This is a genomic window from uncultured Acetobacterium sp., from assembly GCF_927416815.1.
GTDB lineage: Bacteria > Bacillota > Clostridia > Eubacteriales > Eubacteriaceae > Acetobacterium.
This window is the reverse complement of the sequence record NZ_CAKMJU010000027.1, coordinates 24421-49127: the sequence shown is the minus strand read 5'-3', so window position 1 is coordinate 49127 and position 24707 is coordinate 24421. Positions and strand designations below refer to the sequence as shown.

The 24707-nt window shown below is 44.5% G+C and carries 20 protein-coding genes; 17 read left to right on the top strand and 3 right to left on the bottom strand.

What is annotated here, in order from left to right; all coding sequences use genetic code 11:
* Positions 1-104 precede the first annotated feature (104 nt).
* Positions 105-677: a diguanylate cyclase gene (locus QZ998_RS04930; RefSeq protein ID WP_296558531.1), complete on the bottom strand. Its 573-nt coding sequence runs from the start codon at positions 675-677 to the stop codon at positions 105-107.
* A gap of 300 nt (positions 678-977) precedes the next feature.
* On the opposite strand from QZ998_RS04930, the gene QZ998_RS04925 reads away from it, so the two are divergent.
* Positions 978-1862, top strand: a complete 885-nt coding sequence (locus QZ998_RS04925; protein ID WP_296558529.1) for an EFR1 family ferrodoxin — start codon at positions 978-980, stop codon at positions 1860-1862.
* A gap of 44 nt (positions 1863-1906) precedes the next feature.
* Here QZ998_RS04925 and QZ998_RS04920 read toward each other — a convergent pair whose 3' ends face one another.
* Entirely contained in the window at positions 1907-4039 is a 2133-nt protein-coding gene (locus tag QZ998_RS04920) for a diguanylate cyclase (protein ID WP_296558527.1), read from the bottom strand.
* A 39-nt stretch (positions 4040-4078) separates the two neighbouring features.
* Positions 4079-4777 carry an MBL fold metallo-hydrolase gene (locus tag QZ998_RS04915; protein ID WP_296558526.1) on the bottom strand — a complete coding sequence of 233 codons (699 nt, stop codon included), beginning with the start codon at positions 4775-4777 and terminating at the stop codon, positions 4079-4081.
* A gap of 237 nt (positions 4778-5014) precedes the next feature.
* On the opposite strand from QZ998_RS04915, the gene QZ998_RS04910 reads away from it, so the two are divergent.
* From QZ998_RS04910 to groES, 16 genes are all read left to right on the top strand, one after another.
* Positions 5015-8764 carry a phosphoribosylformylglycinamidine synthase gene (locus QZ998_RS04910; RefSeq protein ID WP_296558525.1) on the top strand — a complete coding sequence of 1250 codons (3750 nt, stop codon included), beginning with the start codon at positions 5015-5017 and terminating at the stop codon, positions 8762-8764.
* A gap of 77 nt (positions 8765-8841) precedes the next feature.
* Entirely contained in the window at positions 8842-9336 is a 495-nt protein-coding gene (gene purE / locus QZ998_RS04905) for a 5-(carboxyamino)imidazole ribonucleotide mutase (RefSeq protein WP_296558523.1), read from the top strand.
* 75 nt (positions 9337-9411) lie between these two features.
* Positions 9412-10119, top strand: a complete 708-nt coding sequence (gene purC / locus QZ998_RS04900) for a phosphoribosylaminoimidazolesuccinocarboxamide synthase (RefSeq protein WP_296558522.1) — start codon at positions 9412-9414, stop codon at positions 10117-10119.
* Positions 10120-10197: 78 nt separating this feature from the next.
* Complete coding sequence (gene purF / locus QZ998_RS04895) at positions 10198-11586, top strand: amidophosphoribosyltransferase (RefSeq protein ID WP_296558521.1); 1389 nt, start codon at positions 10198-10200, stop codon at positions 11584-11586.
* Between the two features lie 52 nt (positions 11587-11638).
* Entirely contained in the window at positions 11639-12685 is a 1047-nt protein-coding gene (purM, locus tag QZ998_RS04890; RefSeq protein ID WP_296558520.1) for a phosphoribosylformylglycinamidine cyclo-ligase, read from the top strand.
* On the top strand, positions 12676-13308 hold the full coding sequence (purN, locus tag QZ998_RS04885) for a phosphoribosylglycinamide formyltransferase (protein WP_296558519.1): 633 nt from the start codon (positions 12676-12678) through the stop codon (positions 13306-13308). Before purM ends, purN begins: the two co-directional genes overlap by 10 nt.
* Positions 13309-13419: 111 nt before the next feature.
* Positions 13420-14949, top strand: a complete 1530-nt coding sequence (purH, locus tag QZ998_RS04880) for a bifunctional phosphoribosylaminoimidazolecarboxamide formyltransferase/IMP cyclohydrolase (protein WP_296558518.1) — start codon at positions 13420-13422, stop codon at positions 14947-14949.
* Positions 14950-15216: 267 nt separating this feature from the next.
* Entirely contained in the window at positions 15217-16482 is a 1266-nt protein-coding gene (purD, locus tag QZ998_RS04875; protein ID WP_296558516.1) for a phosphoribosylamine--glycine ligase, read from the top strand.
* Positions 16483-16575: 93 nt separating this feature from the next.
* On the top strand, positions 16576-17463 hold the full coding sequence (rarD, locus tag QZ998_RS04870) for an EamA family transporter RarD (protein WP_296558514.1): 888 nt from the start codon (positions 16576-16578) through the stop codon (positions 17461-17463).
* A 239-nt stretch (positions 17464-17702) separates the two neighbouring features.
* Positions 17703-18518 (top strand): pyrroline-5-carboxylate reductase, encoded by an 816-nt coding sequence (gene proC, locus QZ998_RS04865; RefSeq protein WP_296558510.1) that lies wholly within the window; start codon positions 17703-17705, stop codon positions 18516-18518.
* Positions 18519-18559: 41 nt separating this feature from the next.
* The gene (locus QZ998_RS04860) at positions 18560-21058 is read left to right on the top strand and encodes a glycoside hydrolase family 3 C-terminal domain-containing protein (RefSeq protein ID WP_296558509.1); all 2499 of its coding nucleotides are present in this window, start codon (positions 18560-18562) and stop codon (positions 21056-21058) included.
* Positions 21059-21283: 225 nt separating this feature from the next.
* The gene (tsaB, locus tag QZ998_RS04855; protein WP_296558508.1) at positions 21284-21970 is read left to right on the top strand and encodes a tRNA (adenosine(37)-N6)-threonylcarbamoyltransferase complex dimerization subunit type 1 TsaB; all 687 of its coding nucleotides are present in this window, start codon (positions 21284-21286) and stop codon (positions 21968-21970) included.
* On the top strand, positions 21967-22410 hold the full coding sequence (gene rimI / locus QZ998_RS04850) for a ribosomal protein S18-alanine N-acetyltransferase (protein ID WP_296558507.1): 444 nt from the start codon (positions 21967-21969) through the stop codon (positions 22408-22410). The genes tsaB and rimI overlap by 4 nt, the downstream gene beginning before the upstream one ends.
* Positions 22403-23131 carry a TIGR01906 family membrane protein gene (locus tag QZ998_RS04845; RefSeq protein ID WP_296558505.1) on the top strand — a complete coding sequence of 243 codons (729 nt, stop codon included), beginning with the start codon at positions 22403-22405 and terminating at the stop codon, positions 23129-23131. The genes rimI and QZ998_RS04845 overlap by 8 nt, the downstream gene beginning before the upstream one ends.
* 24 nt (positions 23132-23155) lie before the next feature.
* A complete protein-coding gene (gene tsaD, locus QZ998_RS04840) occupies positions 23156-24169 on the top strand; it encodes a tRNA (adenosine(37)-N6)-threonylcarbamoyltransferase complex transferase subunit TsaD (RefSeq protein WP_296558504.1) in 1014 nt (337 codons plus the stop codon).
* Between the two features lie 249 nt (positions 24170-24418).
* On the top strand, positions 24419-24703 hold the full coding sequence (gene groES / locus QZ998_RS04835) for a co-chaperone GroES (protein WP_296558503.1): 285 nt from the start codon (positions 24419-24421) through the stop codon (positions 24701-24703).
* The last annotated feature ends 4 nt before the right edge of the window (positions 24704-24707 follow it).

Below are 24707 nucleotides of genomic sequence, written 5' to 3'. Positions count from 1 at the left end.
CCTTGAGACATTGATTGACCGGGCTGATAAGGCGCTTTATGAAGCAAAAATTAAGGGTCGCAATGGTGTCATCACCAAATAAAGAAGACCGGTTGAAACTGGATCTAATCTTGATTGATAAAGATTAGATTATGACCCATTTCTTTGGCTGTTGTTAAGGCCTGATCGGCTTTTTTTAAAAGTGAATCATAGGAAGTCTCATCAGTAAGAATCGAAGTTACCACACCAATCGAAACGGTGACGACTTTAGCAACTGGCGATGCAGCGTTGGGAATAGCTAAGTCGATCACTTTTTTTCTTATTTTTTCGGCCATTTTTGCAGCACCGGCGGGGTCCGTATCTGAGAGAATACAGGCAAATTTTTCACGATCCCAGCGGGCAGCCAAATCTCCAGATCGTTTCAAGGTATCTTTCAGAGTTGAAGCAAGCATACGAAGGCAGTCATCACTCGACAATAAGCCAGTGACGGTATTAAGTTTTTTGAAATAATCGATTTCAATCATCAGGATTGACAAATAGCTTACTGTCATTTTGGATTTATTAATCGCTTGGCTGAACATCAAATCAAATTTTCGGCGGTTGGCAATTTGGGTGAGGGCATCGAGAACACAGATTTTTTGTTCTGAGAGATCCTCTTTTATGTCATCTTTGCAGTATGGAGCGCTAAATCTATCCATCTTGATTGTTCCTTTCTTGTTTATGACAAGCACTTTTTTTACTAGTATTTTATACTTGAATTAGGCTAGTTGTAAAGATAATTATTAGATGCTAATTTTTAGAGCTTACGTTTAAATTTAATGAAAATGGGTAAAAAGGATAGGTATGAATTGATTGACAAAGGCATATAAATTTTTTAATAAAACTGTAATTGTAATGTAAGAAAGGCAATGTTTGCAGATCAGGCAGACAATGTTTTATTTTTTCGATAAGGGTGAGTCGCATTGAGAAATCAGGCAACAAAAGATAGCGAGGAAAAAATGGATTTTAAAAGCGTAAATCTGGTATATTTTACGGGTACGGGAGGGACTGCTCGGGTTGCCGATGCATTTGAACGATCGTTTCAAAAAAGAGCGATAAGCGTTTCGCGAACAGAGTTAAGGTGTCAGGAAAATCCCGTTGATTCAGGAGAATTATTAGTTTTGCTGTTCCCGGTTTACGCATTTAATGCCCCCAAACCGATCGTGGAGTGGCTCAATAAAATCCAACCCGTTATCAGCCGACCGGCAGTGGTGGTTTCAGTATCAGGTGGCGGGGAAGTATCGCCCAATACAGCTTGTCGTGAGGCTACGATTCGACAACTTGAAAAAAAAGGCTATCACGTAATATATGAGAAAATGATGGTCATGCCTTCTAATTTTATGATCGGTTACGATCAAAGCCTCAGCGCCATGCTACTCCATGCTGCCCCGGTGATTGTTGATCAGGTCGTTGAGGAACTGTTGGCAGGGAAGCGTCATCGCACGACAGCGTATGGGATTGATCGCATCGCATCAAGGTTGGGATATTTTGAAGTCTATGGCGGAAGGATATTTGGCCGACAACTCAAGGTTAACGACAAGTGTATCGATTGCGGTTGGTGCGAAAAGCAGTGTCCCCGGGATAATATTAAAATCGTGAATGGTAGGCATTTCTTTGGTAATGACTGTGTAATTTGTATGCGTTGTATTTATGGATGCCCCCAAAAGGCTATCGAACCAGGGATCGGAAAGTTTGCGGTAGTACCGGAAGGGTTTAATCTAAGCAAGGTCGAAAATCGAATGGATCATCTGACTGTTTATCCAAAAATCAGCCAGGCAACCAGGCATTTTTCGCTTCGTGGGGTGAGGCTTTATCTCATTGAGAGTAATTGTTTTGAACGATAAAAAGAACCCCTGAACCAATTTTGGAACAGGGGTTTTTCACTAAACTATTTTCGATACACAAAAATCCGGTTGCGACCGGTTTTTTTTGATTGGACCAGGGCGGCCTGAGCCTGTTCAATAAGGGTTTCATAGGAAATATCGTCCGACTTTTCACGAGCACCGATCACGGAAGCGACACCCAATGATAAGGTGACAAATTTTTCAATTGGCGAGGTCTGATGGGGAATCCTTAGATTAATCACCGCTTTTCTGATATTTTCGGCTACATGGGTGGCGCCCTTCAAATTGGTGTCAGGAAGCAAACAGGCAAATTCTTCACCTTCCCAGCGGGCAACCAGATCACCGGCACGTTTTAAGGTTTTCTTAATTACGAAGGCGATTTCCTGGAGGCAGTCGTCCCCTTCTAGATGGCCATAGGTATCATTAAAAGACTTGAAATAGTCAATATCAATTCTAATTACCGATAAAGGCGTGTTATTGCGCTTGGCTTTACGGATTTCAATCGCTAGCATTTCCATGAAACGGCGACGATTAGGGATTTGCGTTAAAGCGTCGGTATCGGCAGTTTTGCTGAGCATTTCCCGATAATGTTTAAGCGCCAGATGATTTTTTATTTTCTCCTCGGCTTTCGGGAAATCGAAAGGTTTAGAAATATAGTCAACAGCGCCAGATCGCAGATCAAAAGCTTCATTTTCTTGATCACTCAAGGTCGTCAGAAAAATAATTGGGATATCCCTGGTGCCTTTATCCAGCTTTATTTGTTTGCAGACTTCGTATCCGCTCATTTCTGGCATGATCAGATCGAGTAGAATAATGTCAGGAGTAGGCGACTGTTTGATAATACTTAAAGCGTCTGTGCCGCTGTTTGCTACGATGATTTCAAATTTTTCCACCAAAGCCTGGGTCAGTAGCTGGGTATTAGTCGGGGCATCATCGACAATTAGGATCCGTTGCCGGCTGTTACTAATGCTGTTGTTAGAGCTCTTATCCTGCTCACTTTTCAAGTGCTCAATGGCTTGAAGTTCTTCAGCTTTCAACCGGATATTCTGGTTATACATGGGTAGCACCCGGCTGATCCCATGGTTGTCTTTTTTCGAATTCTTCAGGTCTTCCCGAAGCAATAAAACGTGAAAAAGAAAGACATAATTGCCATCGCTGCCTTGGCTAGCCGACATCTTTCCATTCATCGTTTCAACGAGCATTTTAACAAGTTCAAGACTGAAATTCAAGCTGTTTTCAATGGCCTTACCATTGGTGTTATTGATGGAAGAAGGATCATCAGTGATATCCTTAAGCGCGCTAGTCCCTGAGGTTTTGACATTAAAATAAACCTTAAACACTGATTTTCCAGTATTTTCAGATGTTGCTTCGATGCTGATTTTGCCTCGCTCCAGGGATTTTATGGCGGTGAGTAGCAAATAGGAAACAATCTGTTTAAGTCGTTGGGGATCGCCGACAACTTGTTTCGGGAGTTTTGAGTCAATCGACAAATCGATGCTGATGCTATGGCGTTTGGCGCTGGCAATCAGCGGGATGATTGCATCTTCTACAGCAGTGTGAAAGTCAAAAGAACGGACATCATGACCGGCTTGATTGTGGTTAGTTGTCAGCATGCCGTTAATGAGATTGTCTAACAACTCTGAGGCGAGTCGGATGTTTTCCAGGCAGATTCCTTGATCAGTAGCAGACTTCGTCTTGCTAATTAATTCCAGGAACAGTGACAAGTTCTCGAGCGGCTCCTGTATTTCGTTGGATAAAATAGAAAGCAGCTGGTTTCTTGAGAAGTCTGCTGCTTCGGTACTTTTCTTTGCATGATAAAGTTCGGTCAAATCTTTACCAGCGCAGAAAATTAATCCACTCTTCCATTGAAACTGCCAGTTGATCATACGATAGTTACCGTCATGCGAACGCATTCGGGTAGAAAGTGACAAAATTTCGTTTTTATCAGGGAGTTTTTTGATAGCAAGAATCAGGCTTGCAGTATCATTGGGGTGGATAAAATTAATAATATTTTGTCTAATCAAGTCGGCAAGCAGATAACCCAGTTTCATTTCCCAAACGGGATTTGTCTTTAGAATTTCGCCCACTTCATCAGTAATGCATAGCAGCTCGGTGCTAACTGAGAAGATAACATCGAGTAGTTGTTGGTTGTTCGTCTTGGAAAGGTCGCCCTTCATGGCTATACCTCTTTCATCTTATTTGGAAGAACCAATTAATCAGCCCCCGTAAGACCAGGTGTTCTTAATCTTGACATTGCGCTCTTTAAATTCTGGAATAACGGTTTCAGTATTTCCGATTTTGTCCTTAAACTGTTTGATGATCGCAAAGTCATCCCGGAAATGCATCGGAATCATGACCTTGGGATGGAAGGTTTCAATAAAGTATTGGCCAGCTTTATAAAAGGATTCGCCGAGACGGGGATCCACAGGAATAAAGGCGAATTCCATCGGCAGGCTCTTCATTTTGTCCAGTTCGGATTTGAAATCACTTTCTTCCTGCGCCGGATCAATGTTCGGTTTTTCGTTGGTGTCCCAGTCCCACCAGTTCAGATCGCCAGCATGGAAAATGCGGTGAGAATTGGTGGCGATATAAAAAGAAAGACCTTGATCAGTGGATCCGAAGGTTTTGATATCCATTCCACCCAGCGACATGTGCTGGTAGGGGCTAAGGCAGTGAGTTTTGTGGCTTGAGGAATTGGGAATATCGTCACTTAATATATAGCTGGGATGATAAATCCGGTCGGTCGAAAAAATATCGGCGTTGTAGTGGTCTCCGTGGCCATGAGAGACAAAGAAAAAATGAGGAATCCCCTTACGCAGAAGACTAGTAGGGATATGGGTAAAACAATCAAAAATAAGGGTCTTATCCTCGAATTGAATTAAAAAGCCGCTATGATGCAAATGGAAAATTTTCATATATTACCTCTCGAGTATCTTAAATTTTCTAAATATATAGTTGGATAAAACTATATTACCCAATTACAGTTCAATTATACTCGATATCATACAATATTCGTGAAAAACTTATAAATTCGCGAATTAAACGCTAACATAGCTGGCTTATAAAAAAACAATCCGAACGTTTTAAAAAATGTTGATATTATTGTTCGGAAATAGTAAAATGAGTTTATCATTTAAAAAGGTGGAATAATTGTGATAAAACGAATTTTTGTAGAAAAAAAAGATAAATTTGAAGTAGAAGCCAAATCGCTGCGACAAACCTTTCAACGTATTTTAAAGATTCAAAAACTGGAATCGATGCGTATTCTATACCGTTATGATGTGGAAGGTGTCGCTGATGATTTGTTTAATCAAATTATTGGCACCATCTTGTCCGAACCCAATGTTGATCAGGTTTTTGAAGAAGTCCTTCAGATTAAAGATAATGAAAGAATTTTCGGAATTTCTTATCTACCCGGCCAATATGATCAGCACGGTGATTCTGCGATTCAGTGTATTCAGATCGTGTCCGGGGAACGGGCGCTGGTTAAGGTAGCAAAAATTGTTGTACTCACAGGTGAACTGACACAAAAGGAATTTGACAGTATCAAGCATTATATGATCAATCCAGTCGATTCTCAGGAAGCCAGCCTGGAACCTTTTATCACCCTGGTTGATGAGGTACGGGAGCCAGCAGATATCAAGCCATTGGATACTTTCATTACTCTGACTGCAGACCAATTGGAAGCGTTTCGAGTCGAGAATGGTTTCGCGATGACCACTGAGGATATTTTATTTGTACAAGATTATTTTAATAAAGATGAACAGCGAAATCCGACCATTACGGAATTAAAGGTAATTGACACCTATTGGTCGGATCATTGTCGTCATACGACCTTTTTGACTCAAATTGAGCAGGTACGTTTCCTGGGGAAGGATCCCATTTCACAGGCGATGAAGCAGGCCTATGATGACTACGGTCAGTCAAGAAATGAATTATATGGTGAAAATACTAAACGACCGATGAGCCTGATGGATCTGGCCGTGATTGGCACCAAGGCTCTTAAGAAACAGGGACGGATTCCAGATCTGGATGAATCGGAAGAAATCAACGCCTGTAGCATTAAGATGATCGTCGATCATGACGGTATCGATGAAGAATGGCTGCTGATGTTTAAAAATGAAACCCATAACCATCCCACTGAAATTGAACCCTTTGGGGGCGCCGCCACCTGTTTGGGTGGAGCCATTCGGGATCCGCTTTCAGGACGAAGCTACGTTTATCAGGCGATGCGGCTTACTGGAGCCTGGGATCCCCGGGCCGCCATTGAAGATACCTTGCCAGGAAAATTGCCGCAGCGTAAAATTTCGACTGAAGCCGCTCAAGGCTATAGTTCCTACGGCAATCAAATCGGCCTGGCAACCGGTCAGGTTACTGAAGTTTACGATCCTGGTTTTCTGGCCAAACGAATGGAAGTTGGTGCCGTAATAGCAGCGGCACCAAAAGAAAATGTCATCCGTGAACGCCCGACTCCCGGTGATGTCATTCTCTTAGTTGGCGGACGAACCGGACGGGATGGCTGTGGTGGAGCCACTGGCTCATCCAAGGCGCATACCGAAGAATCGATTTTAGAGAGTGGCGCCGAAGTTCAAAAAGGGAACCCAGTCGAAGAACGAAAAATCCAACGGTTATTCAGAAGCAAAGCACTGGCCAATTTAATCAAGCGCTGTAACGATTTTGGCGCCGGCGGGGTATCAGTGGCGATTGGCGAACTGGCCGATAGCCTGGAAATCGATTTGGACAAGGTGCCCAAGAAATATGAAGGCTTAGATGGCACTGAACTGGCCATTTCCGAATCCCAGGAACGCATGGCGGTGGTGGTTGATCCCAAAGATGTGGAGGCTTTTATCGCCATGGGACAGGCTGAAAACCTTGAGATTACCCCAGTTGCCACAGTTACCGATTCTGGCCGTCTGATTATGAAATGGCGGGGGGCAGAAGTTTTAAATATCTCCCGCGCATTTCTGGAAACCAACGGCGCCCCGCAATTTATTGATGTCTCGGTTGAACCGCCGACCCAAATAAAAAGCGATATCTTAACTGCCGATCAAGAACCGAATAAAGATGAGAACTTTAATTTTACTGAAAAGATCACAGAAACCCTGAGCGATCTGAATGTGGCCAGTCAGCGAGGGATGGTAGAGATGTTTGACGCCACCATTGGTGCCGGCACCGTGGTCATGCCCTACGGTGGCAAAAATGCGCTTTCACCAATGGATGGCATGGTCGCCAAGATCCCGATGATTCAAGGCGACACCACCACCTGTAGCATGATGACCTTTGGTTATAATCCGGCGATTGCTAAAAATAGTCCCTTTTTAGGCGGGATGATCGGAGTGCTTGAATCCCTGTCCAAACTGGTTGCCATTGGCGGGGATTACAAAAAAGCCCGCCTCAGTTTCCAGGAATATTTCGAACGACTGGGCAAAGATCCGGTTAAGTGGGGTCGACCTTTTGCGGCGCTCTTAGGCGCTAATCAAGTTCAGCTGGCGATGGGAACTCCAGCCATCGGCGGTAAGGACAGTATGTCGGGCACCTTTGGAGACCTGACCGTTCCACCAACTCTGATTTCCTTTGCGGTGGCGACATCCCATGTTGACGCGGTGATAACCTGCGAGCTCAAGTCAACCGAATCACTGCTGCAATTATTCGCCCTGCCAGTCGATCAACATGGGGTGCCAGAATTAACGGGGGTTAAAGCCGTTTATGATCGTATCTTCACAGCCAATCAGGCAGGTAAAATTTTAAGTGCCAAAGCCATCGGTTACGGCGGTCTGGCAGAAGCCGTGGCTAAAATGGCCTTTGGTAATGGTATCGGCGTAACGCTCAATGACCGGATTGATCCAGCATTTTTATTTAAGCCCTTGTATGGCAGTATTCTAATCGAAAGTTTTGAAATTCTGGAGGGATCAACTCCGATTGGAAAAACAAATGATAGCAGTAAAATTGTTTATGGCGACGATGCCATCGACATCGATGAACTTATCGAAATCTGGGAAGCGCCGCTACGGTCAGTATATCCTGAAAAAACGGAAACGACTGGTGCCGTTAAAACCTTAAGTTATAATGCTAAAGCGATTGTTTACCGTAAAGAAAAGCAGCTTAAACCGCAGGTCTTTATCCCGGTATTCCCGGGAACCAACTGCGAATACGACTCAGCTAAAGCTTTTGAAAACGCTGGCGCAAAACCGGTCACGACTATTTTTAGAAATCAGTCGACCCAGGATATAAGCCAGTCCATTGATGAAATGGTCACACAGATCAGAGCATCCCAGATGATTATGATTCCCGGAGGATTTAGTGCGGGGGATCAACCCAATGGGTCTGGAAAATTTATTGCCTCGGTCTTTAGAAATCCCAAAATGATGGATGCCGTCATGGATCTGCTCAATAATCGGGACGGTCTAATACTGGGAATCTGTAACGGCTTCCAGGCACTGATCAAGTTAGGACTAGTACCCAACGGCGAAATCTGTCCGATCACCGATGATATGCCGACCTTAACCTTTAATACCATTGGTCGGCATGTGTCGACCATCCCAATGACCCGGATCAGCTCAAATCTGTCACCCTGGCTAGCCAATACCAAGGTAGGAGACATTCATCGCATCCCCATGTCCCATGGCGAAGGCCGCTTCGTGGCCAGCGATGCAGTGCTGAAAAAACTCATCGAAAATGGCCAGATTGCCACCCAATATGTCAATTTTGAGGGTCAAGCCACGCTTTCGGGTCGCTTCAACCCCAATGGTTCGGTTTATGCAGTGGAAGGGATCACCAGTATAGACGGACGGGTGCTTGGCAAAATGGGTCACTCAGAGCGGATCGGTAAGAATCTTTACAAGAATATTCCGGGGAGTATCGATCAGCAGATCTTTAAAGCCGGGGTTAATTATTTTAAATAATTTAAATTAAGTAGCTGATTTAATTCAGACTTTATTATAGAAAATTAAGAAATTTCAAACCATAAGGAGAATTTACAATGAGTACACCAAAAGTTGCTGTTATTATGGGAAGTGATTCGGATTTTGAAGTTGTCAAAAAATGCTTGATTGCCCTGGAAAAGTTTGGCATTGATTATGACGTTCAGGTTATTTCGGCGCATCGAAATCCGCAGAAAATATTCGAATATGCTTCTACTGCCGAAGCTCGCGATATCGAGGTCTTTATTGCCGCCGCCGGAAAAGCTGCCCACCTGCCGGGAGTCATTGCCGGGATCACACCACTTCCGGTTATCGGCATTCCGATCCAAACATCCTTCCAGGGTGGCCTGGATTCGCTGTTATCGATTGTCCAGATGCCATCAGGGGTACCGGTTGCGACCGTCGCCGTCAACGGTGCCGAAAATGCCGGGATTCTAGCGGCTCAGATGCTGTCGATCAAATATCCGCAGATCCGCGAAAAAATGAAGGCCTTTAAAATTCAGCTAAATGACGAAGTTGTTGCGAAAAACCAGAAGGTTCAGGAAATTTTATAAATAATTGAAGCCCACATCAAAAATTCAATTCAAAGATTCGATTCAAAGATTCAATTAAAATTTAAGGAGATTAAGATGGAAAAGTTAGAACAATTGTACGAAGGCAAAGCAAAAAAAGTTTTTAAAACCGATAACCCCAACGAATTTATCATTGAATATAAGGATGACGCCACAGCCTTTAACGGCGAGAAAAAAGGCAGCATTGGTGGTAAAGGTGTGATCAACAACAAAATGACTGGTGTTGTTTTCACAATGCTCGAAGAAAAGGGCATTCCTACACATTTTATTAAAATTCTCTCTGAAAAGGAACAGTTAGTTAAGGCAGTGACGATCTTCCAGCTGGAAGTGATTATCCGCAACACCGCCGCTGGTTCTATTTGCAAGCGCCTAGGTCTGGAAGAAGGCTTGAAATTAAAGTCACCAATCTTTGAATTCTGCTATAAGAACGATGATTTTGGCGATCCGGTCATCAATGATTATCACGCCATCGCGATGGAACTAGCGACCGCTGAAGAAATTGCAGTGATCCGCGAAATGACCTTTAAGATCAATGATATTTTAAAAGCATATTTCCTTGATAAAGGCATCAACCTGGTCGACTTTAAAATCGAGTTTGGTAAAACCAATGACGGGCAAATCGTATTGGCCGATGAAATTTCACCCGATACCTGTCGCTTCTGGGATGTCGAAACCAATGAAAAATTGGACAAAGACCGTTTCCGAAGAAACCTCGGCCATATTGAAGAGGCCTACGAAGAGATGCTTAAACGGGTTCAATCATAGCATCCATCACTGTGCACAGTTGAAAAATTAAGAAATCAGGAAAATTAAAATCTAATACCTGGAGGGTACAACACACCAATGATAAATGACAAGTTTCGCGATGAATGTGGAATAATGGGGGCTTATCTCAAATCCAAAGAGACGAACTGTGCTTCCTATATCTATTATGGACTTTATGCGCTTCAACACCGAGGTCAGGAAAGCGCCGGCATATCGGTTAACAAAGACGGAAAAATCTTAACCCATAAAGAGACTGGCCTGGTCTGTGATGCCTTTAAAGGCAATGTATTAAAACAGCTCAAAGGAAATATCGGAATCGGTCACGTCCGTTACTCGACCTCAGGCGAAGATGGGGTAACCAACGCCCAACCCTTAACGGTCAATCACAGTGTCGGTCAAATTGCCTTAGCTCACAACGGAAATCTCATCAATGACAACGCGCTGCGAAACATGCTAGAGGATTCCGGGGTAGTCTTTCAAACTACCATTGATACTGAGGTGATGGTAAATATTTTGGCTAGAAGTTTGCGCCACGGTATGATTGAAGCGATTCAGCGGATGGTTGAGATTATTAAGGGCGCCTATGCCCTGGTCATCACCGTTGGTGATAAGTTAGTTGGTGTGCGAGACCCCTATGGTTTGCGTCCCCTGTGCATTGGCAAAAAAGACGAAGATTATTTTCTGGCTTCGGAAAGCTGTGCCCTGGATGCGATTGGGGCAGAACTGGTTCGTGATGTTGAGCCTGGCGAAATTGTCGTCATTGACGAAAACGGCTTAACCAGCTATGGCCAAAAAAACTGGGTAAAAAAGAAAGCCTGTATTTTTGAGTTGATTTATTTTGCCCGTCCGGATTCGGTCATGGATGAAACCTCAGTTTACGCAGCCCGGCATAAAGCTGGCGAAATTCTGGCTAAAGAGTCACCGGTCGAAGCTGACGTGGTCATTGGTGTGCCGGATTCAGGAATTGGTGCCGCGATTGGCTATGCCGAAGCATCGGGTATTCCTTATGGTGTCGGTTTAATTAAAAACAAATATATTGGCCGAACCTTTATTCAGCCGAATCAAAAGTTGAGAGAAGAAGGGGTGCGAATTAAGCTCAATCCTTTAAAAGAAACCATTAAAGATAAACGGGTCATTATTATTGACGACTCGATCGTTCGCGGAACCACCTCTAGACGTTTGGTTGAGATATTAAGACAGGCCGGCGCTAAAGAAGTTCATTTCCGGGTAACCAGTCCGCCGGTAGCGCATACCTGTCATTTTGGGATTGACACCCCGCGCCGAAAATACCTGATCGGTGCCAAGAAAACCGTGGAAGAAATCCGGGAAATTTTAGGAGCAGATTCGCTGGCCTATATTTCACTGGAAGGCTTAACCGAATCAGTCGGCGGAAAAACAACCTTCTGTCGCGCTTGCTTTGACGGCGAATACCCGATGGAAGTACCAATTTTAAATGCCAACGACTAAAATGCAAAAGAAACATAGCTAGCTGGAAGTTATAAAAACAGATGGAGGAAACATGTCAGAAAATCAGATAAAAACAGATGCATATCGACAGGCCGGAGTGGACGTGGAAGCGGGTTACGAATCGGTTAAATTGATGAAGGATGATGTCAAACGGACCTTTAATGATCGGGTGCTTTCTCACCTGGGAGGATTTGGAGGACTTTTTGAACTGCCGGAAGGCTATCAGAAACCCGTCCTGGTTTCCGGAACCGATGGAGTCGGGACTAAATTGCGATTGGCTTTTATGATGGATCGCCATGATACCATCGGCATTGATTGTGTCGCGATGTGCGTTAATGATATCTTATGTCAGGGTGCCCAACCGATGTTCTTTTTAGACTACATCGCCTGCGGCAAAAACTATCCCGAAAAAATCGCCACCATCGTTAAAGGAATTGCCGAAGGCTGTATCCAGGGAAATATGGCCTTAATTGGTGGAGAAACCGCTGAAATGCCGGATATGTACGGCCTCGATGAATATGACCTGGCTGGTTTTGCCGTCGGCATCGTCGAGAAAGACGATATTGTCACTGGCGCAGCGATTGCACAAGGTGATGTTCTGGTGGGACTGCCATCCTCGGGTGTTCACAGCAATGGCTTTTCGCTGGTGCGAAAGGTTTTATTTAAAGATCTGTCTCTGGATGTCAATACCTATGTCGACGATCTGGGGATGACCCTGGGTGAAGCCCTGCTGACACCAACCCGGATTTATGTTAAAGCCTTGGCTGATCTGATCAAACCCTGTAAAATCAAGGGCATGAGTCATATCACTGGCGGCGGTTTCTATGAAAATATTCCCCGGATGATTCCTGACGGTCTTTGCGCCAAGGTCGATCCCAGCGTAATCGAAACGCTACCAATTTTTAATTTTATTCAGGAAGCTGGAAAAATTCCCGCTGAAAGTATGTTCGCCACCTTTAATATGGGGATTGGTCTAGTGGCGGTTTTGCCAGTTGATCAGGTTGAGAATTTTATTTCCGGTTTAACAGCCAAGGGCGAAAAACCGGTTATTCTTGGTTCGATTGTTAAGGGAGAGGAAAAAATCGATTTATGTCTGTAAAAGCTTTAAAAAAAATCGGCGTGCTGGTTTCTGGCGGCGGAACCAATTTTCAGTCCCTGATTGATACCATTCACCAGCAAGATGGCGAAATTGTGGTAGTGATTTCCAATAACCGCCAGGCTTTTGGTTTGGAAAGGGGGCGAACTGCCGGGATTCCGGCAGTGGCCATCAATCCTAAAGGTTATCCTAGCAACGAAGCTTATGATGAAAAACTGGTCGAAATTTTAAAAGGCTATGAAGTCGATCTGGTGGTGCTGGCCGGCTATATGAAAATCATTACATCAGCCTTTGTAGAAGCCTATCCCAATGCCATTATCAACATTCATCCAGCCCTGATTCCAGCTTTTTGTGGACCCGGATTTTATGGCTTGCACGTTCATCAGGCGGTCATCGATTATGGCGTCAAGGTTACCGGGGCAACGGTTCATTTTGTGAACGAGGTTGCCGATGGCGGTCCGGTTATTTTTCAGGAAACCGTCGCGGTTGCAGACGATGATACGCCGGAATCGATCCAGCAGAAAGTTCTTAAAATCGAGCACGAGCTTTTGCCAAAGGCGGTGAAGGCTTTTTGTCGTGACCAGCTGTCGGTGGTAGGTCGACTGGTTAAAAATCGAAAAGAGTAGCATTGAAAATAGACGTTTCAAAAATATAGGTCAATAAAAATAGATCAAATTAAACAAATTTAGTTAATTAAAATCGGGGAACTTGTTAAGCAATAAATTTGGAGGAATAATATGAGAGCATTATTAAGTGTATCGGATAAACGTGGGATTGTCGAATTTGCATCAAAATTGGCAGCAATGGGATGGGAAATCCTATCCACCGGGGGAACTGCCAAAGCGCTGCGCGAAGCAGGACTGACGATTACTGGGGTTTCCGAAGTGACCGGCTTTCCGGAATGCCTGGACGGACGGGTCAAAACCCTGCATCCTAAAATTCATGGTGGGATTTTAGGAATTCGCAACAATCCGGATCATCAGAAACAGATGGCAGAGCTTGAGATTACCCCGATTGATTTACTGGTTATTAACCTCTACCCATTTAAAAACACCATCTTAAAAGAAGCGGTTGCCTTTGAGGATGCGGTCGAAAATATCGATATCGGCGGACCGACGATGCTGCGCTCGGCTGCCAAAAACTTTAATGATGTGACCGTCGTGGTCGATCCGGATGACTATGCTGTGGTCCTATCTGAGCTCGAAGCAAACGGAGCAACAAACTATCAAACCCGTTATAGCCTGGCCTTGAAAGTCTTTGAAACGACCGCCAACTATGACACGATGATCGCCGACTACTTAAGAAAACGAGTCGCTGGTGAAGTTTTACAAGACACCATCACGATGACCTTTGAAAAGGTTCAAGATCTCCGTTACGGTGAAAATCCCCACCAGAAAGCCGCTTTTTACGGCGAAGTGGTGCCAGTTAAAGGCGCCCTCACCGCAGCGAAACAAGTCCAGGGAAAAGAGCTTTCCTATAATAATATCAACGACACCAACGGCGCCTTGGAAATCTTAAAAGAATATGGCGACGAACCGACCATTGTCGCGGTTAAGCATGCTAATCCCTGTGGGATTGCCAGCGACGAAAAAATTGCGATGGCTTATAAGAAAGCCCATGACAGCGATCCGGTTTCTATTTTTGGTGGTATCATCGCGTCTAATCGGCTGATTGATCAAGCCGCCGCCAAAGAAATGGTCGCAACTTTCCTGGAAGTGATCGTCGCGCCGGGATTTACACCAGAAGCCTTGGCAGTGCTGGCAGCGAAGCCAAATCTGCGGTTATTAGAGCTGGCCGATATCACCCACAATGAACCGAGCTATGAAGTAAAAAAAGTCATCGGTGGGCTGCTGGTTCAGGAACGGGATACCAAGCTATATGATGAACTAAAAGTGGTCACCAAGCGTCAGCCCAGCGAGGCCGAAATGGAAGAATTGCTGTTTGCCTGGAAAGCGGTTAAAAACACTAAATCAAACGCCATCAGCCTGACTAAAAATAAATGTTTGATTGCCAACGGACCAGGCCAGGTCAATCGGGTCGGTGCTTTGGAAAACGCCATCCGCCAAGCCGGTCAAAAGGTTAAAGGGGCAGTGATGGCATCCGATGCCTTCTTCCCCTTTGACGACAGCGTCAAAGCCGCCGCTGCTGCCGGTATTACCGCGATCATCCAACCGGGTGGGGCTGGTAAGGATGAGGATTCAATCAAGGCTTGTGATGAGGCGGGAATTGTGATGGTATTTACGGGCATGCGTCACTTCAAACACTAGTTTTGCGTCGATAATTGCCCGACTTCAGCGTTGGAGTCAGTTTTGGCCTTGAATTCGAACAATTCTCTTAGCAAAACAGGTTGGTCACAGTTTTATTTTTTGGTTACGTATGTTAGATATGCTCCCGTCGGACAAAACTATTTCCGCCTGGTGCTAAAGCAATTCTGAAGAAAAAAATGGGTCAAAGTAAATGATTCTGAATTTGAACAATTCTCTTAGCAAAACAGGTATAAACCTGAAAAATTAAGCAAAAACGAGGAGCGATAAATGAAAGTATTAATGATAGGATCCGGTGGTCGGGAACATGTTTTAACTTGGAAGCTTGCCCAAAGCCCCCGGGTTGACAAAATATATGCCGCCCCGGGTAACGGTGGGATCGCCGATTTGGCCGAATGTGTCGATTTAGCGGTTGAAGATATTGCTGGCTGTTTGGCCTTTGCCAAAGACCATCAGATTGACCTGACCGTTGTCGGCCCCGAAGTTCCGCTAGTGATGGGGATGGTCGATGCATTTGAAGCCGCTGGTTTAAAAGTCTTTGGTCCCAACATGCATTGTGCCCAGTTTGAGGGCAGTAAGGCCTTTACCAAGGAATTTTTATTCCGTCACAAGATCCCCACGGCCGCCTATAAAGAATATACCGATTTTGATGAAATCATCAAAGATCTGGGCGTTTACGGCTATCCGATGGTGATCAAGGCGGATGGTCTGGCCGCCGGAAAAGGTGTGTTGATCCCCGAAAACGAAGCCGATGCCCGAGAAGGCATGGAAATGATCATGAAAAAACGGGAATTCGGCGAAGCCGGCGACAAGGTGGTTATCGAAGAATTTCTAACCGGCCAGGAAGCCTCGATGCTTTGTTTTGTCGATGGCAAAACGATTGTCCCGATGGAAAGTGCGCAGGATTACAAACGCGCCTATGACAATGATGAAGGCTTGAACACCGGCGGCATGGGAACCTATTCCCCTAACGTGTTGTTTGCCGATGAAGCCTTAAACCAGCGCATCAAAGCAGAAATTCTTGATCCGATTATAGGTGGTTTTATTGCCGATGGCATGGATTTTAAAGGCATTCTCTTTATCGGATTGATGATCGAAAACGGTGTCCCAAAGGTGCTGGAATTCAACGTCCGTTTCGGTGATCCCGAAGCCCAAAGCGTCCTGATGCGGATGGAATCGGATCTGGTCGACATCATGGAAGCCGTCATCGATGGCAAACTAGCTGACTGTGAAATCAAGTGGAGTAACAAAGAAGCAGTTTGCGTGGTGATCGCCTCCGGTGGCTACCCCGGCGACTACGAAAAAGGAAAGCTCATCACTGGCATTAAAGACGTAAAAGACTGCGTCGTCTTCCACGCCGGAACAAAACTGGTAAACGGTCAACTACAAACCAACGGCGGCCGGGTTCTCTGCGTCACCGCCCTGGGCGAAAACCGTGAAGCAGCCAGAAAAACCGTCTACGCCAACATCGACAAAATCCACTTCGAAGGTGCTCAATATCGAACCGATATTGCATCGTTTGAGAATATTGATTAACTGAGCCAAATTTTACTTCGGTTTTGTGTAAAAGAGATAAAGCAGTACCGACAATTGTGATATCGTGAAACTAATTTAATATGGAGGGCTACCATGCAAAAGAGTATTATCAGCGCCATGATGGCATATGTTTTATGGGGAATCCTCCCGATTTACTGGAAGGCACTCAAAGCAGTGTCGCCGCTTTACATCCTGTCTTCACGGATTTTCTGGTCCTTCATATTTTGTGTGATTTTTGTTACCATCATCAAAAAATGGCCAGAAATAAAAACGGTTATTTTAGACAAGAAAAGATTTATTTATTGCATTCTCAGTGGACTGATGGTGTCGCTTAACTGGTATACCTATATCTGGGCCGTGAATGCTAATTTTATTATTGATGCCAGTCTGGGCTATTATATCAACCCGCTGGTGGTGGTCTTATTCAGTGCCCTTTTCTTTGGAGAACGGTTTAACAAATGGGAAAGCCTGTCAGTCTTGCTGGCACTGGTCGGGGTTGTATTTATCACCCTGAAAATTGGTAAATTTCCGGTAGTGGCGATCATTTTGGCGCTCACCTTTGCCTTGTACGGCGTCTTTAAGAAGAAGCTCAATGCTAGCCCGATTGTCTCACTGATACTCGAAACTGCGGTGGTGGCACCCTTTGCTTTTGCTGCTATTATATATATCGAAGCTCAGGGTCAGGGAATCGTAGCTTTAGCTAATCCGTTAGTTTCCGCCCTGGCTGTTTTAGCAGGGGTAGTCACCGCGATCCCCTTGTTGCTTTATGCGAAAGGGGTTCAGGAAATATCTTTTTCATTATTAGGCTTTTTTCAATACATTACACCTACCATCATGCTGTTTCTCGGGGTATTTCTTTATGGTGAAGCCTTTACAATGGTAGATCTGATTGGGTTCGGATTTATTTGGATCGCACTAATTGTTTTCACCATGTCAAAAATACGTAGCGGAACCAAAGAAATCGTCGAGGCCGATTTATAAAAAAGATAAAAGCAAGTTGTTGATTAACCCATTAATTTAAGAATTAGTGGGTTTTTCCATTTTAGGTTTGCACTGGGTTGAATTAAAGTCTAAAATAGAGGGTATAAAGATTAAGAAAGATTAAACTAAAAATTAATCGGCCTAGCAGTGAATTGCGAAACCCATCAGTAACAAGAAATGATCGTAATACTTGGGGGCAGGTCTGTGAAAGCTGATTAACATAAGTAATGAGGAGTTAAATGAAAAATAATATTGGTTTTATCGGTTGTGGAAATATGGCAAAGGCGATGATTGGTGGTTTGGTAAAGGGGGAATTATTCAAGCCAGAAAATATTTTGTGTTATGATCCCTCTGAAGCGGCAAGAATTCAAGTAGCGGAAGATTATGGGGTCAATATTCTAAAATCAAATATCGCGGTGGCAAAACAAGTCGATTATCTAGTTTTAGCAGTGAAGCCTTTTTTGTATGCCAAGGTGCTTGAGGAAATTGCCTCGAGTATTAAACCGTCGGTGATTATTATTTCGATTGCGGTGGGCGTTGGATTTGAAGACATTAAAGAATTCTTGGGCAGGGATGTCAAGGTGATCAGAACCCAACCCAGCACTCCCGCTTTTGTCGGCGAATCCGATTCCACCCTTTGTCCCGATGGTCACATGACAGCCGAAGATACCCAGGATATCATCAAGATCTTCGAAAGTTTTGGAAAAGCTGAAATCATCAGCGAAAAGCTGATGGATGTAGTTCCCGGAATTGCCAGCTCAGCACCAGCGTATACGATGCTGCTGATTGAGGCGATGGCCGATGGCGGGGTACTCCATGGTTTTCCCCGCGATCAAGCCTATCGGTTATCAGCTCAGGCGGTTTATGGTGCCGCTAAACTGGTGCTGGAATCCGGCGAGCATCCGGGTAAACTTAAAGATCAGATCTGTACCCCCGGGGGAACCACGATCGAAGCCGTCCGGGTTTTAGAAGCCAAAGGTTTTCGAGATGCGGTAATCTCAGCGGTAGACGCCTGTGCTAAGAAATCTTTAGCGATGAGTAAAAAACAAATATAAATTTATTAAATTTGGTTAATCCACTAAGGAGATGATTAATCATGGATGTCGGATTAATTAAAAAAGTACGAAGAAATATGAGTCTCGAAGAAATGGTAGCCTTGTGCTCGGGTCGAACGGACTGGGAAACGGTAGGCTATTCCAAATATGGCATCGAGCCGGTGTTTATGGCCGACGGCCCCCATGGTATGCGGGTAATTGAAAATGAAGGAGCCCTGGGGATTCCCCAGGGTAAGCCGGCTACCTGTTTTCCCCCGGCAGTCCTCACCGCCTGTTCCTGGGACGAAGACCTGCTCGAGTTTGTGGCCAAAACCATCGCCCTTGAGGCTCGGGCGATGGGGGTCGATCTGATTCTAGGTCCAGGGATCAACATCAAGCGATCACCGCTTTGCGGGCGGAATTTTGAATATTTTTCGGAAGACCCGCTGCTGTCAGGGCGATTAGGAAAAAGTTTTATTCTGGGCGCTAAAGAGCATGGCGTGGGTACTACGGTTAAGCATTATCTGGCTAACAATCAGGAAACCCGACGGATGACCGTCGATGCCAAAATTGATATTCGGGCGCTGCGGGAGATTTATTTAAAGCCCTTTGAGATAGCCATAAAAGAAGGCCAGCCGATGGCCGTGATGTGTTCTTATAACAGCATCAATGGCAAATTTGTCTCTCAGAGCAATTATTTTCTGACCCAACTACTCAGGAATGAATGGGATTTTGATGGAATTGTCATGTCTGATTGGGGTGCCGTCTATGATCGCGTCAGAGGGGTGTTCGCTGGATTGGATCTGGAAATGCCGGGTAACGGTGGTGTCAATAACCGGAAGATATTTGATCGAGTCAAGGAAGGCAAACTTAAAGTTACCATTCTAAATGAAATGGCCGAACGGCTGATCCGGCTTGCTTTTCAGGCTCAAGAAAACCGCAGAAACCATGCCACACCGACAGAAATTGAGCCCCAGGGGCACCATAAAATTGCCCAGTTAGCGGCGGTTGAAAGTATGGTTTTACTGAAGAATGAAGATCAGATCCTGCCTATTGATGGGACAAGGGTAAAAAAACTGGCGATTATTGGCAGTATGGCTTTTGATCCCCGTTATCAGGGTAGTGGTAGTTCAAAAATCAACCCTTATCATATCGACTCGCCTTATGAACACATCAAAAGATTGGTTGGTTCTGATATTCAGCTGTTCCCCCATCAGGGTTATTTCTATGATGAAGTGGTGGAACAGAAAAACCTGGCCGATCAGGCGGCGGAGGTGGCAAAAAACTCAGATCTGGCGATCGTATTTGTCGGTTTGCCGGATCACGACGAATCGGAAGGGTATGATCGTAACCATTTAAATTTGCCCTCAAAACAGCTTGATCTGATCGATAAGATCTGCAAGGTTCAGCCCCAAACCGTGGTGATTGTTCAAAATGGCGGGGTTGTCGATATCAGCTGGGAAGACCAGCCCAAGGCGATTGTCGAGATGTTTTTAGGTGGTCAGGGTGGCGGCGATGCAATTGCCCGGCTTTTATTGGGAGAAAATAATTTTTCTGGCAAGTTGGCTGAAACTATTCCGATGCGTTTAGAAGATAGTCCGGCTTATATCAATTTTCCGGGAATTCATGATGAGGTGGTATATGGGGAGAGTATTTTTGTCGGGTACCGCTACTATGACTTCACAAAAAAGAAGGTGCGATTCCCCTTTGGCTTTGGACTTAGCTACACCGATTTCGACTATCAGCCGATCGAAGAAACAAAACTGATAATTGATGCCGAAAAAACAGTTACTGTTAAATGCCGGGTCGCCAATATCGGTGCTTTCAACGGCAAAGAAGTCATTCAACTTTACACCGGAAAACGCGATACAGCGATCCTTCGTCCAGTCCGCGAATTGCGAGGATTTAAAAAAGTGTTTATCCCCGCTGGACGTTTCACCGAGGTCAGTTTTGAGTTGGGACTCAGTGATTTTAGTTACTATAATCCCACTACCAAATCATGGGAGCATGAGTCTGGTAGCCACCAGATCTATATTGGTTCATCTAGTCGCGATTTACCGATCGTCTATCCGGTTCAGATTAACAAGGATTTGATTCATCCGATCAACCCCTTGTCCTATCTCAGCGATTTCGAGAAAACCGATCGCGGACAGATCATCTTAAAACTGTTGCTGTCTGGCTTTGAAGAGATCATGGGAAATGATCAAACCAGAGAAGATGACTTTTTTATGACGATGCTGGCCAACACGCCATTGCGCAAGCTAGTTGAATTCTCTAATGGCATCTTTACGGAAGAGTGTATTGATAAGATAATCGAACTGGTCAATTCAGAAGAAGCTCTAGAAGGGGTGACCTTTGAAAAGCTGGTTAATTGTACGGAAAAGAAAAAGGGCTTTTTTAAAAGTCTTTTCGGCGGTAATCAGGAAGAATACCTCTCTATCTATTCTAAAGTGCGTGAGCTGGTCGAGGATGAGGATGTCATGAAGATTCTTCGGAATTATTTTGGTGATGAAACCTTTGAAAGCGACTATCTGCAAATGGCTATCAAAATGGGAATTTGATTTGATAAGGCGCAGAAATTACTTCCCGATGATTTTTTCTCTGACGAAAAGCTTAGAAATATTGAACGCGACCTCAATGCATTGGCAAAACCTAAAAGGAAGTAAGGTAATTGATCAGAAAGTGTACCGATTCGTTTACAATCAATGATCGGTACCTTCTCTTTGTAAAGCTTAGGGATTATTTTTAATACCAAAGCAGAATATAATCAAGAAGGAAAGATAAAAATGAATACACTCACCATAGATACATCAAGCATTGTTGCATCGGTTGCAATACTAAATGAAGAAAAATTAGTAGGCGAAATAATTATCAATCATCAAAAAAAACATTCCGAAAAACTAATGACTGCCATCGATCATTTGCTCAGTGATGGCGGTCTTTCAATTGCGGATATCGATGTTTTCGGGATTGTCTCCGGTCCCGGTTCCTTTACCGGGCTGCGGATAGGGATGGCGACCGTTAAGGGCTTTGCCCAGGCGCTCAATAAGCCGGTGGTAGGGGTATCAACCCTGGAAGCCCTGGCAATGAATATTCCCTTTGCCAATGGCCTGATCTGCCCGGTTCTGGATGCTCAGCGCAACCAGACCTATACCGGTGTTTTTCATTTTGAAGAGGGACAGCTGGTAAGAGACATGGCCGATGCAGTGATGGAAATTGATGATCTCATTGCTTTTTTAAAAGCGAGAAGTGAGACCATCTATTTTTTAGGTGATGGCCTACCGCGATTTTCGCAAGTCTTGCTGGCCGCCTGCCCAGGAAGTCGGATTGTGCCTAATTATCTCAATATGAATCGGGCGTCATCAGCGGGAGCCTTGGTATTGGAACGGGCATTAAAAGGCGAGACCAGCCATTATCGGGAAGTAGAACCCTTTTACATCCGCCCTTCCTACGCCGAAGAGCATAAAAAATGATGATCAGCTATCGTTTAATGCAAGCCCGCGATGTTCCAGGCGTTTTTAAGGTTGATCAGGCCTGTTTTATTCATAATTGGAGCCAGGATTCCTACGAGGCGGAAACAAAAAATATCCTCTCTAATTATATTGTGGCCGAAGCCGATGGTGAAATTATTGGTTTTGGCGGCTTCTGGCAGGTGATTGATGAAGCGCATATTACCAATATCGCAGTACTAAAAGAGTATCGCCAGACCGGGGTGGGGCAAAAGATCATCAACGCGATGCTGGCGCTGGCGCTAGCAAAAGGCTGTGTCGGAATGACCCTAGAAGTAAGGGGAGATAATCAGCCGGCCATTAATTTTTATCTGAAAAATAAATTCACCCGACAAGGCCGGCGAAAAGACTATTATGGCGCGGGACTAGACGCGATTATTATGTGGAGGTATGGGCTTGAATAAAACCATCAAAATTTGTGCGGTGTTGCTGGGAATGCTGTTTCCGGTAATTATTTTTATCAGCGCCATCGAGGTGGCGGTATTTGACAAAGCTTTTTATACAGATCAGATGGCAAAAAATCAGGTTATTAAAAACACCGGGATTTATCCCCCGGATATGGATCTGGTAGTCGATGAAATGATCAGCTACTTAAAGGGAGACCGCCAGGATTTTGACATCAAAGCCCGTTTGGCTCCGGAAAATGCCAAAAACGTCGTCGATCGCGTCGCCATTTTCAATGACAAAGAAATTACCCATATGGATGATGTCAGAAACCTGCTGCTATTCTTTCTCGGCCTGCGGGACGCCGCTATGATTTTAGCGCTGATTAGCTTTCTGATGCTTTTGAAAGATCACCAGCAGGCCATCATCAAGGCGCTATTCTATGGATCGACCATTTTTATAGTGTTATTTCTGGTCATTGGTGCAAGCTTTGTTTTTAATTTTAATGACACCTTTATTCTGTTCCATCAGTTGTTTTTTACGAATGACTTATGGATTATGGATCCATCAACTGACCGACTGATCTGGATAGTGCCCGAGCCCTTCTTTTTCGCGATGATCAGCCGGATGGTCATCTACATCCTGGTACCCCTGGGGCTCACTACACTGGCATCAGGTTTGGTGTTGTTCAAGAACAAAGAAAAGAAAAAAATGCATAAAACAAAAATGCATGAACTATAAATAGTAATTTTAATCGAGGTAAATATGAAAATTCTTAGCATTGAGACATCCTGTGACGAAACTTCTGTGGCCATTGTCGAAGACGGCCGGAAAATATTGACCAATCGGATCTATTCCCAGATTGATATTCATCAGAAATACGGTGGCGTGGTACCGGAGATTGCCTCTCGCAATCATGTCACCAAACTGCCCTATATCATCGATGAAGCCCTGGAAGAAAGTGGGCTGACGCTAGCCGAAGTGGATGCGATTGCCGTGACTAATGGCCCAGGACTGGTAGGGGCACTGCTGATTGGCCTCTCGACGGCCAAAGCGATCGCTTACAGTTTGAGCAAACCGCTGATTGGGGTGCACCATATTGAAGGCCATATTGCCGCTAATTTTTTGCAATATCCAGAACTCGAACCACCTTTCTTAACGCTGGTGGTATCCGGCGGTCATAGTCATCTGGTTCTGGTGGAAGACTACCAGACCTTTAAGGTGCTAGGACGAACCATCGATGATGCTGCTGGCGAAGCCTTTGATAAAATCTCCCGGGTTTTGGGTCTAGGATATCCCGGCGGCCCGGCCATTGATGCAGCAGCAAAAAATGGCAACCCCGCTGCGATTGCTTTTCCACGAGTGATGCTGGATAAAAGCCAGTATGATTTTAGTTTCAGTGGCTTAAAATCAGCGGTGCTGAATTATCTCAACGGCAAAAAAATGAAAGAGGAAGAAGTCAACCCCAATGATGTAGCGGCCTCTTTTCAGCTGGCTGTCATCGAGGTGTTGGTCAGCAAAACCATTGCCTGCGCTAAAAGCATTGGCATGAAGACCATCTGTATGGCTGGTGGGGTATCCTGCAATTCGCTGTTACGAGATATGATGGGACAAGCAGCTGCCAAAGCGGGTATGACCTTGTACTTTCCTAATCCGATTCTCTGTACTGACAACGCTGCGATGATTGGTTCGATGGCCTACTATAATTATATCAACGGGGAAGAAAGCGACCTGAGTCTCAACGGCATCCCCGGCCTTAAAATTGGAAGCCGGCAATAAGCGTAGTCCGGGAATATCGGCTGATAATAAAAGCTGGCGTTAAAAGCGTAGACACATTTATATAAAGAGCTCTCTACCATCTTTAAAAATTAAAACAAACTTAAAAAAAATTAAGATGTTCAAAAAGGGAAAAAAAACTTGCAATCAACCTGCAAATCATTTAAAATACTATTAGCACTCAGGAAGAATGAGTGCTAATAAATGAAATAAAAGGTACAGCGTACCCAATATAATCAAATGGAGGAAAAAATGAGTTTAAGACCTTTAGGTGACAAAGTAGTAATTAAAGTTAAAGCTGAAGAAGTAAAAACTGCAGGTGGAATTGTTTTACCAGGATCAGCCCAGGAAAAACCGCAGCAGGGTAAAGTCGTTGCAGTTGGAACGGGAGAAGTTATCGATGGCAAAAAAGTGCCACTTGACGTTAAGGTAGATGATGAGGTTATCTATTCTAAATATTCCGGCAATGAAGTAAAAATTGGCGATGAAGAGTTTTTAATTATCCGTCAGGCTGATATTTTAGCAATCGTAGAATAATAAA

Excerpts from the sequence above, each read along its gene's own strand:
- tsaD (WP_296558504.1), top strand. The coding sequence starts at position 23,156 with ATGAAAATTCTTAGCATTGAGACATCCTGTGACGAAACTTCTGTGGCC.
- QZ998_RS04920 (WP_296558527.1), bottom strand. The coding sequence starts at position 4,039 with ATGAAGGGCGACCTTTCCAAGACGAACAACCAACAACTACTCGATGTT.
- purE (WP_296558523.1), top strand. The coding sequence starts at position 8,842 with ATGAGTACACCAAAAGTTGCTGTTATTATGGGAAGTGATTCGGATTTT.
- rarD (WP_296558514.1), top strand. The coding sequence starts at position 16,576 with ATGCAAAAGAGTATTATCAGCGCCATGATGGCATATGTTTTATGGGGA.
- QZ998_RS04925 (WP_296558529.1), top strand. The coding sequence starts at position 978 with ATGGATTTTAAAAGCGTAAATCTGGTATATTTTACGGGTACGGGAGGG.
- purN (WP_296558519.1), top strand. The coding sequence starts at position 12,676 with ATGTCTGTAAAAGCTTTAAAAAAAATCGGCGTGCTGGTTTCTGGCGGC.
- QZ998_RS04930 (WP_296558531.1), bottom strand. The coding sequence starts at position 677 with ATGGATAGATTTAGCGCTCCATACTGCAAAGATGACATAAAAGAGGAT.
- purH (WP_296558518.1), top strand. The coding sequence starts at position 13,420 with ATGAGAGCATTATTAAGTGTATCGGATAAACGTGGGATTGTCGAATTT.
- groES (WP_296558503.1), top strand. The coding sequence starts at position 24,419 with ATGAGTTTAAGACCTTTAGGTGACAAAGTAGTAATTAAAGTTAAAGCT.
- purF (WP_296558521.1), top strand. The coding sequence starts at position 10,198 with ATGATAAATGACAAGTTTCGCGATGAATGTGGAATAATGGGGGCTTAT.
- QZ998_RS04860 (WP_296558509.1), top strand. The coding sequence starts at position 18,560 with ATGGATGTCGGATTAATTAAAAAAGTACGAAGAAATATGAGTCTCGAA.
- purM (WP_296558520.1), top strand. The coding sequence starts at position 11,639 with ATGTCAGAAAATCAGATAAAAACAGATGCATATCGACAGGCCGGAGTG.
- purC (WP_296558522.1), top strand. The coding sequence starts at position 9,412 with ATGGAAAAGTTAGAACAATTGTACGAAGGCAAAGCAAAAAAAGTTTTT.
- tsaB (WP_296558508.1), top strand. The coding sequence starts at position 21,284 with ATGAATACACTCACCATAGATACATCAAGCATTGTTGCATCGGTTGCA.
- rimI (WP_296558507.1), top strand. The coding sequence starts at position 21,967 with ATGATGATCAGCTATCGTTTAATGCAAGCCCGCGATGTTCCAGGCGTT.
- purD (WP_296558516.1), top strand. The coding sequence starts at position 15,217 with ATGAAAGTATTAATGATAGGATCCGGTGGTCGGGAACATGTTTTAACT.
- proC (WP_296558510.1), top strand. The coding sequence starts at position 17,703 with ATGAAAAATAATATTGGTTTTATCGGTTGTGGAAATATGGCAAAGGCG.
- QZ998_RS04915 (WP_296558526.1), bottom strand. The coding sequence starts at position 4,777 with ATGAAAATTTTCCATTTGCATCATAGCGGCTTTTTAATTCAATTCGAG.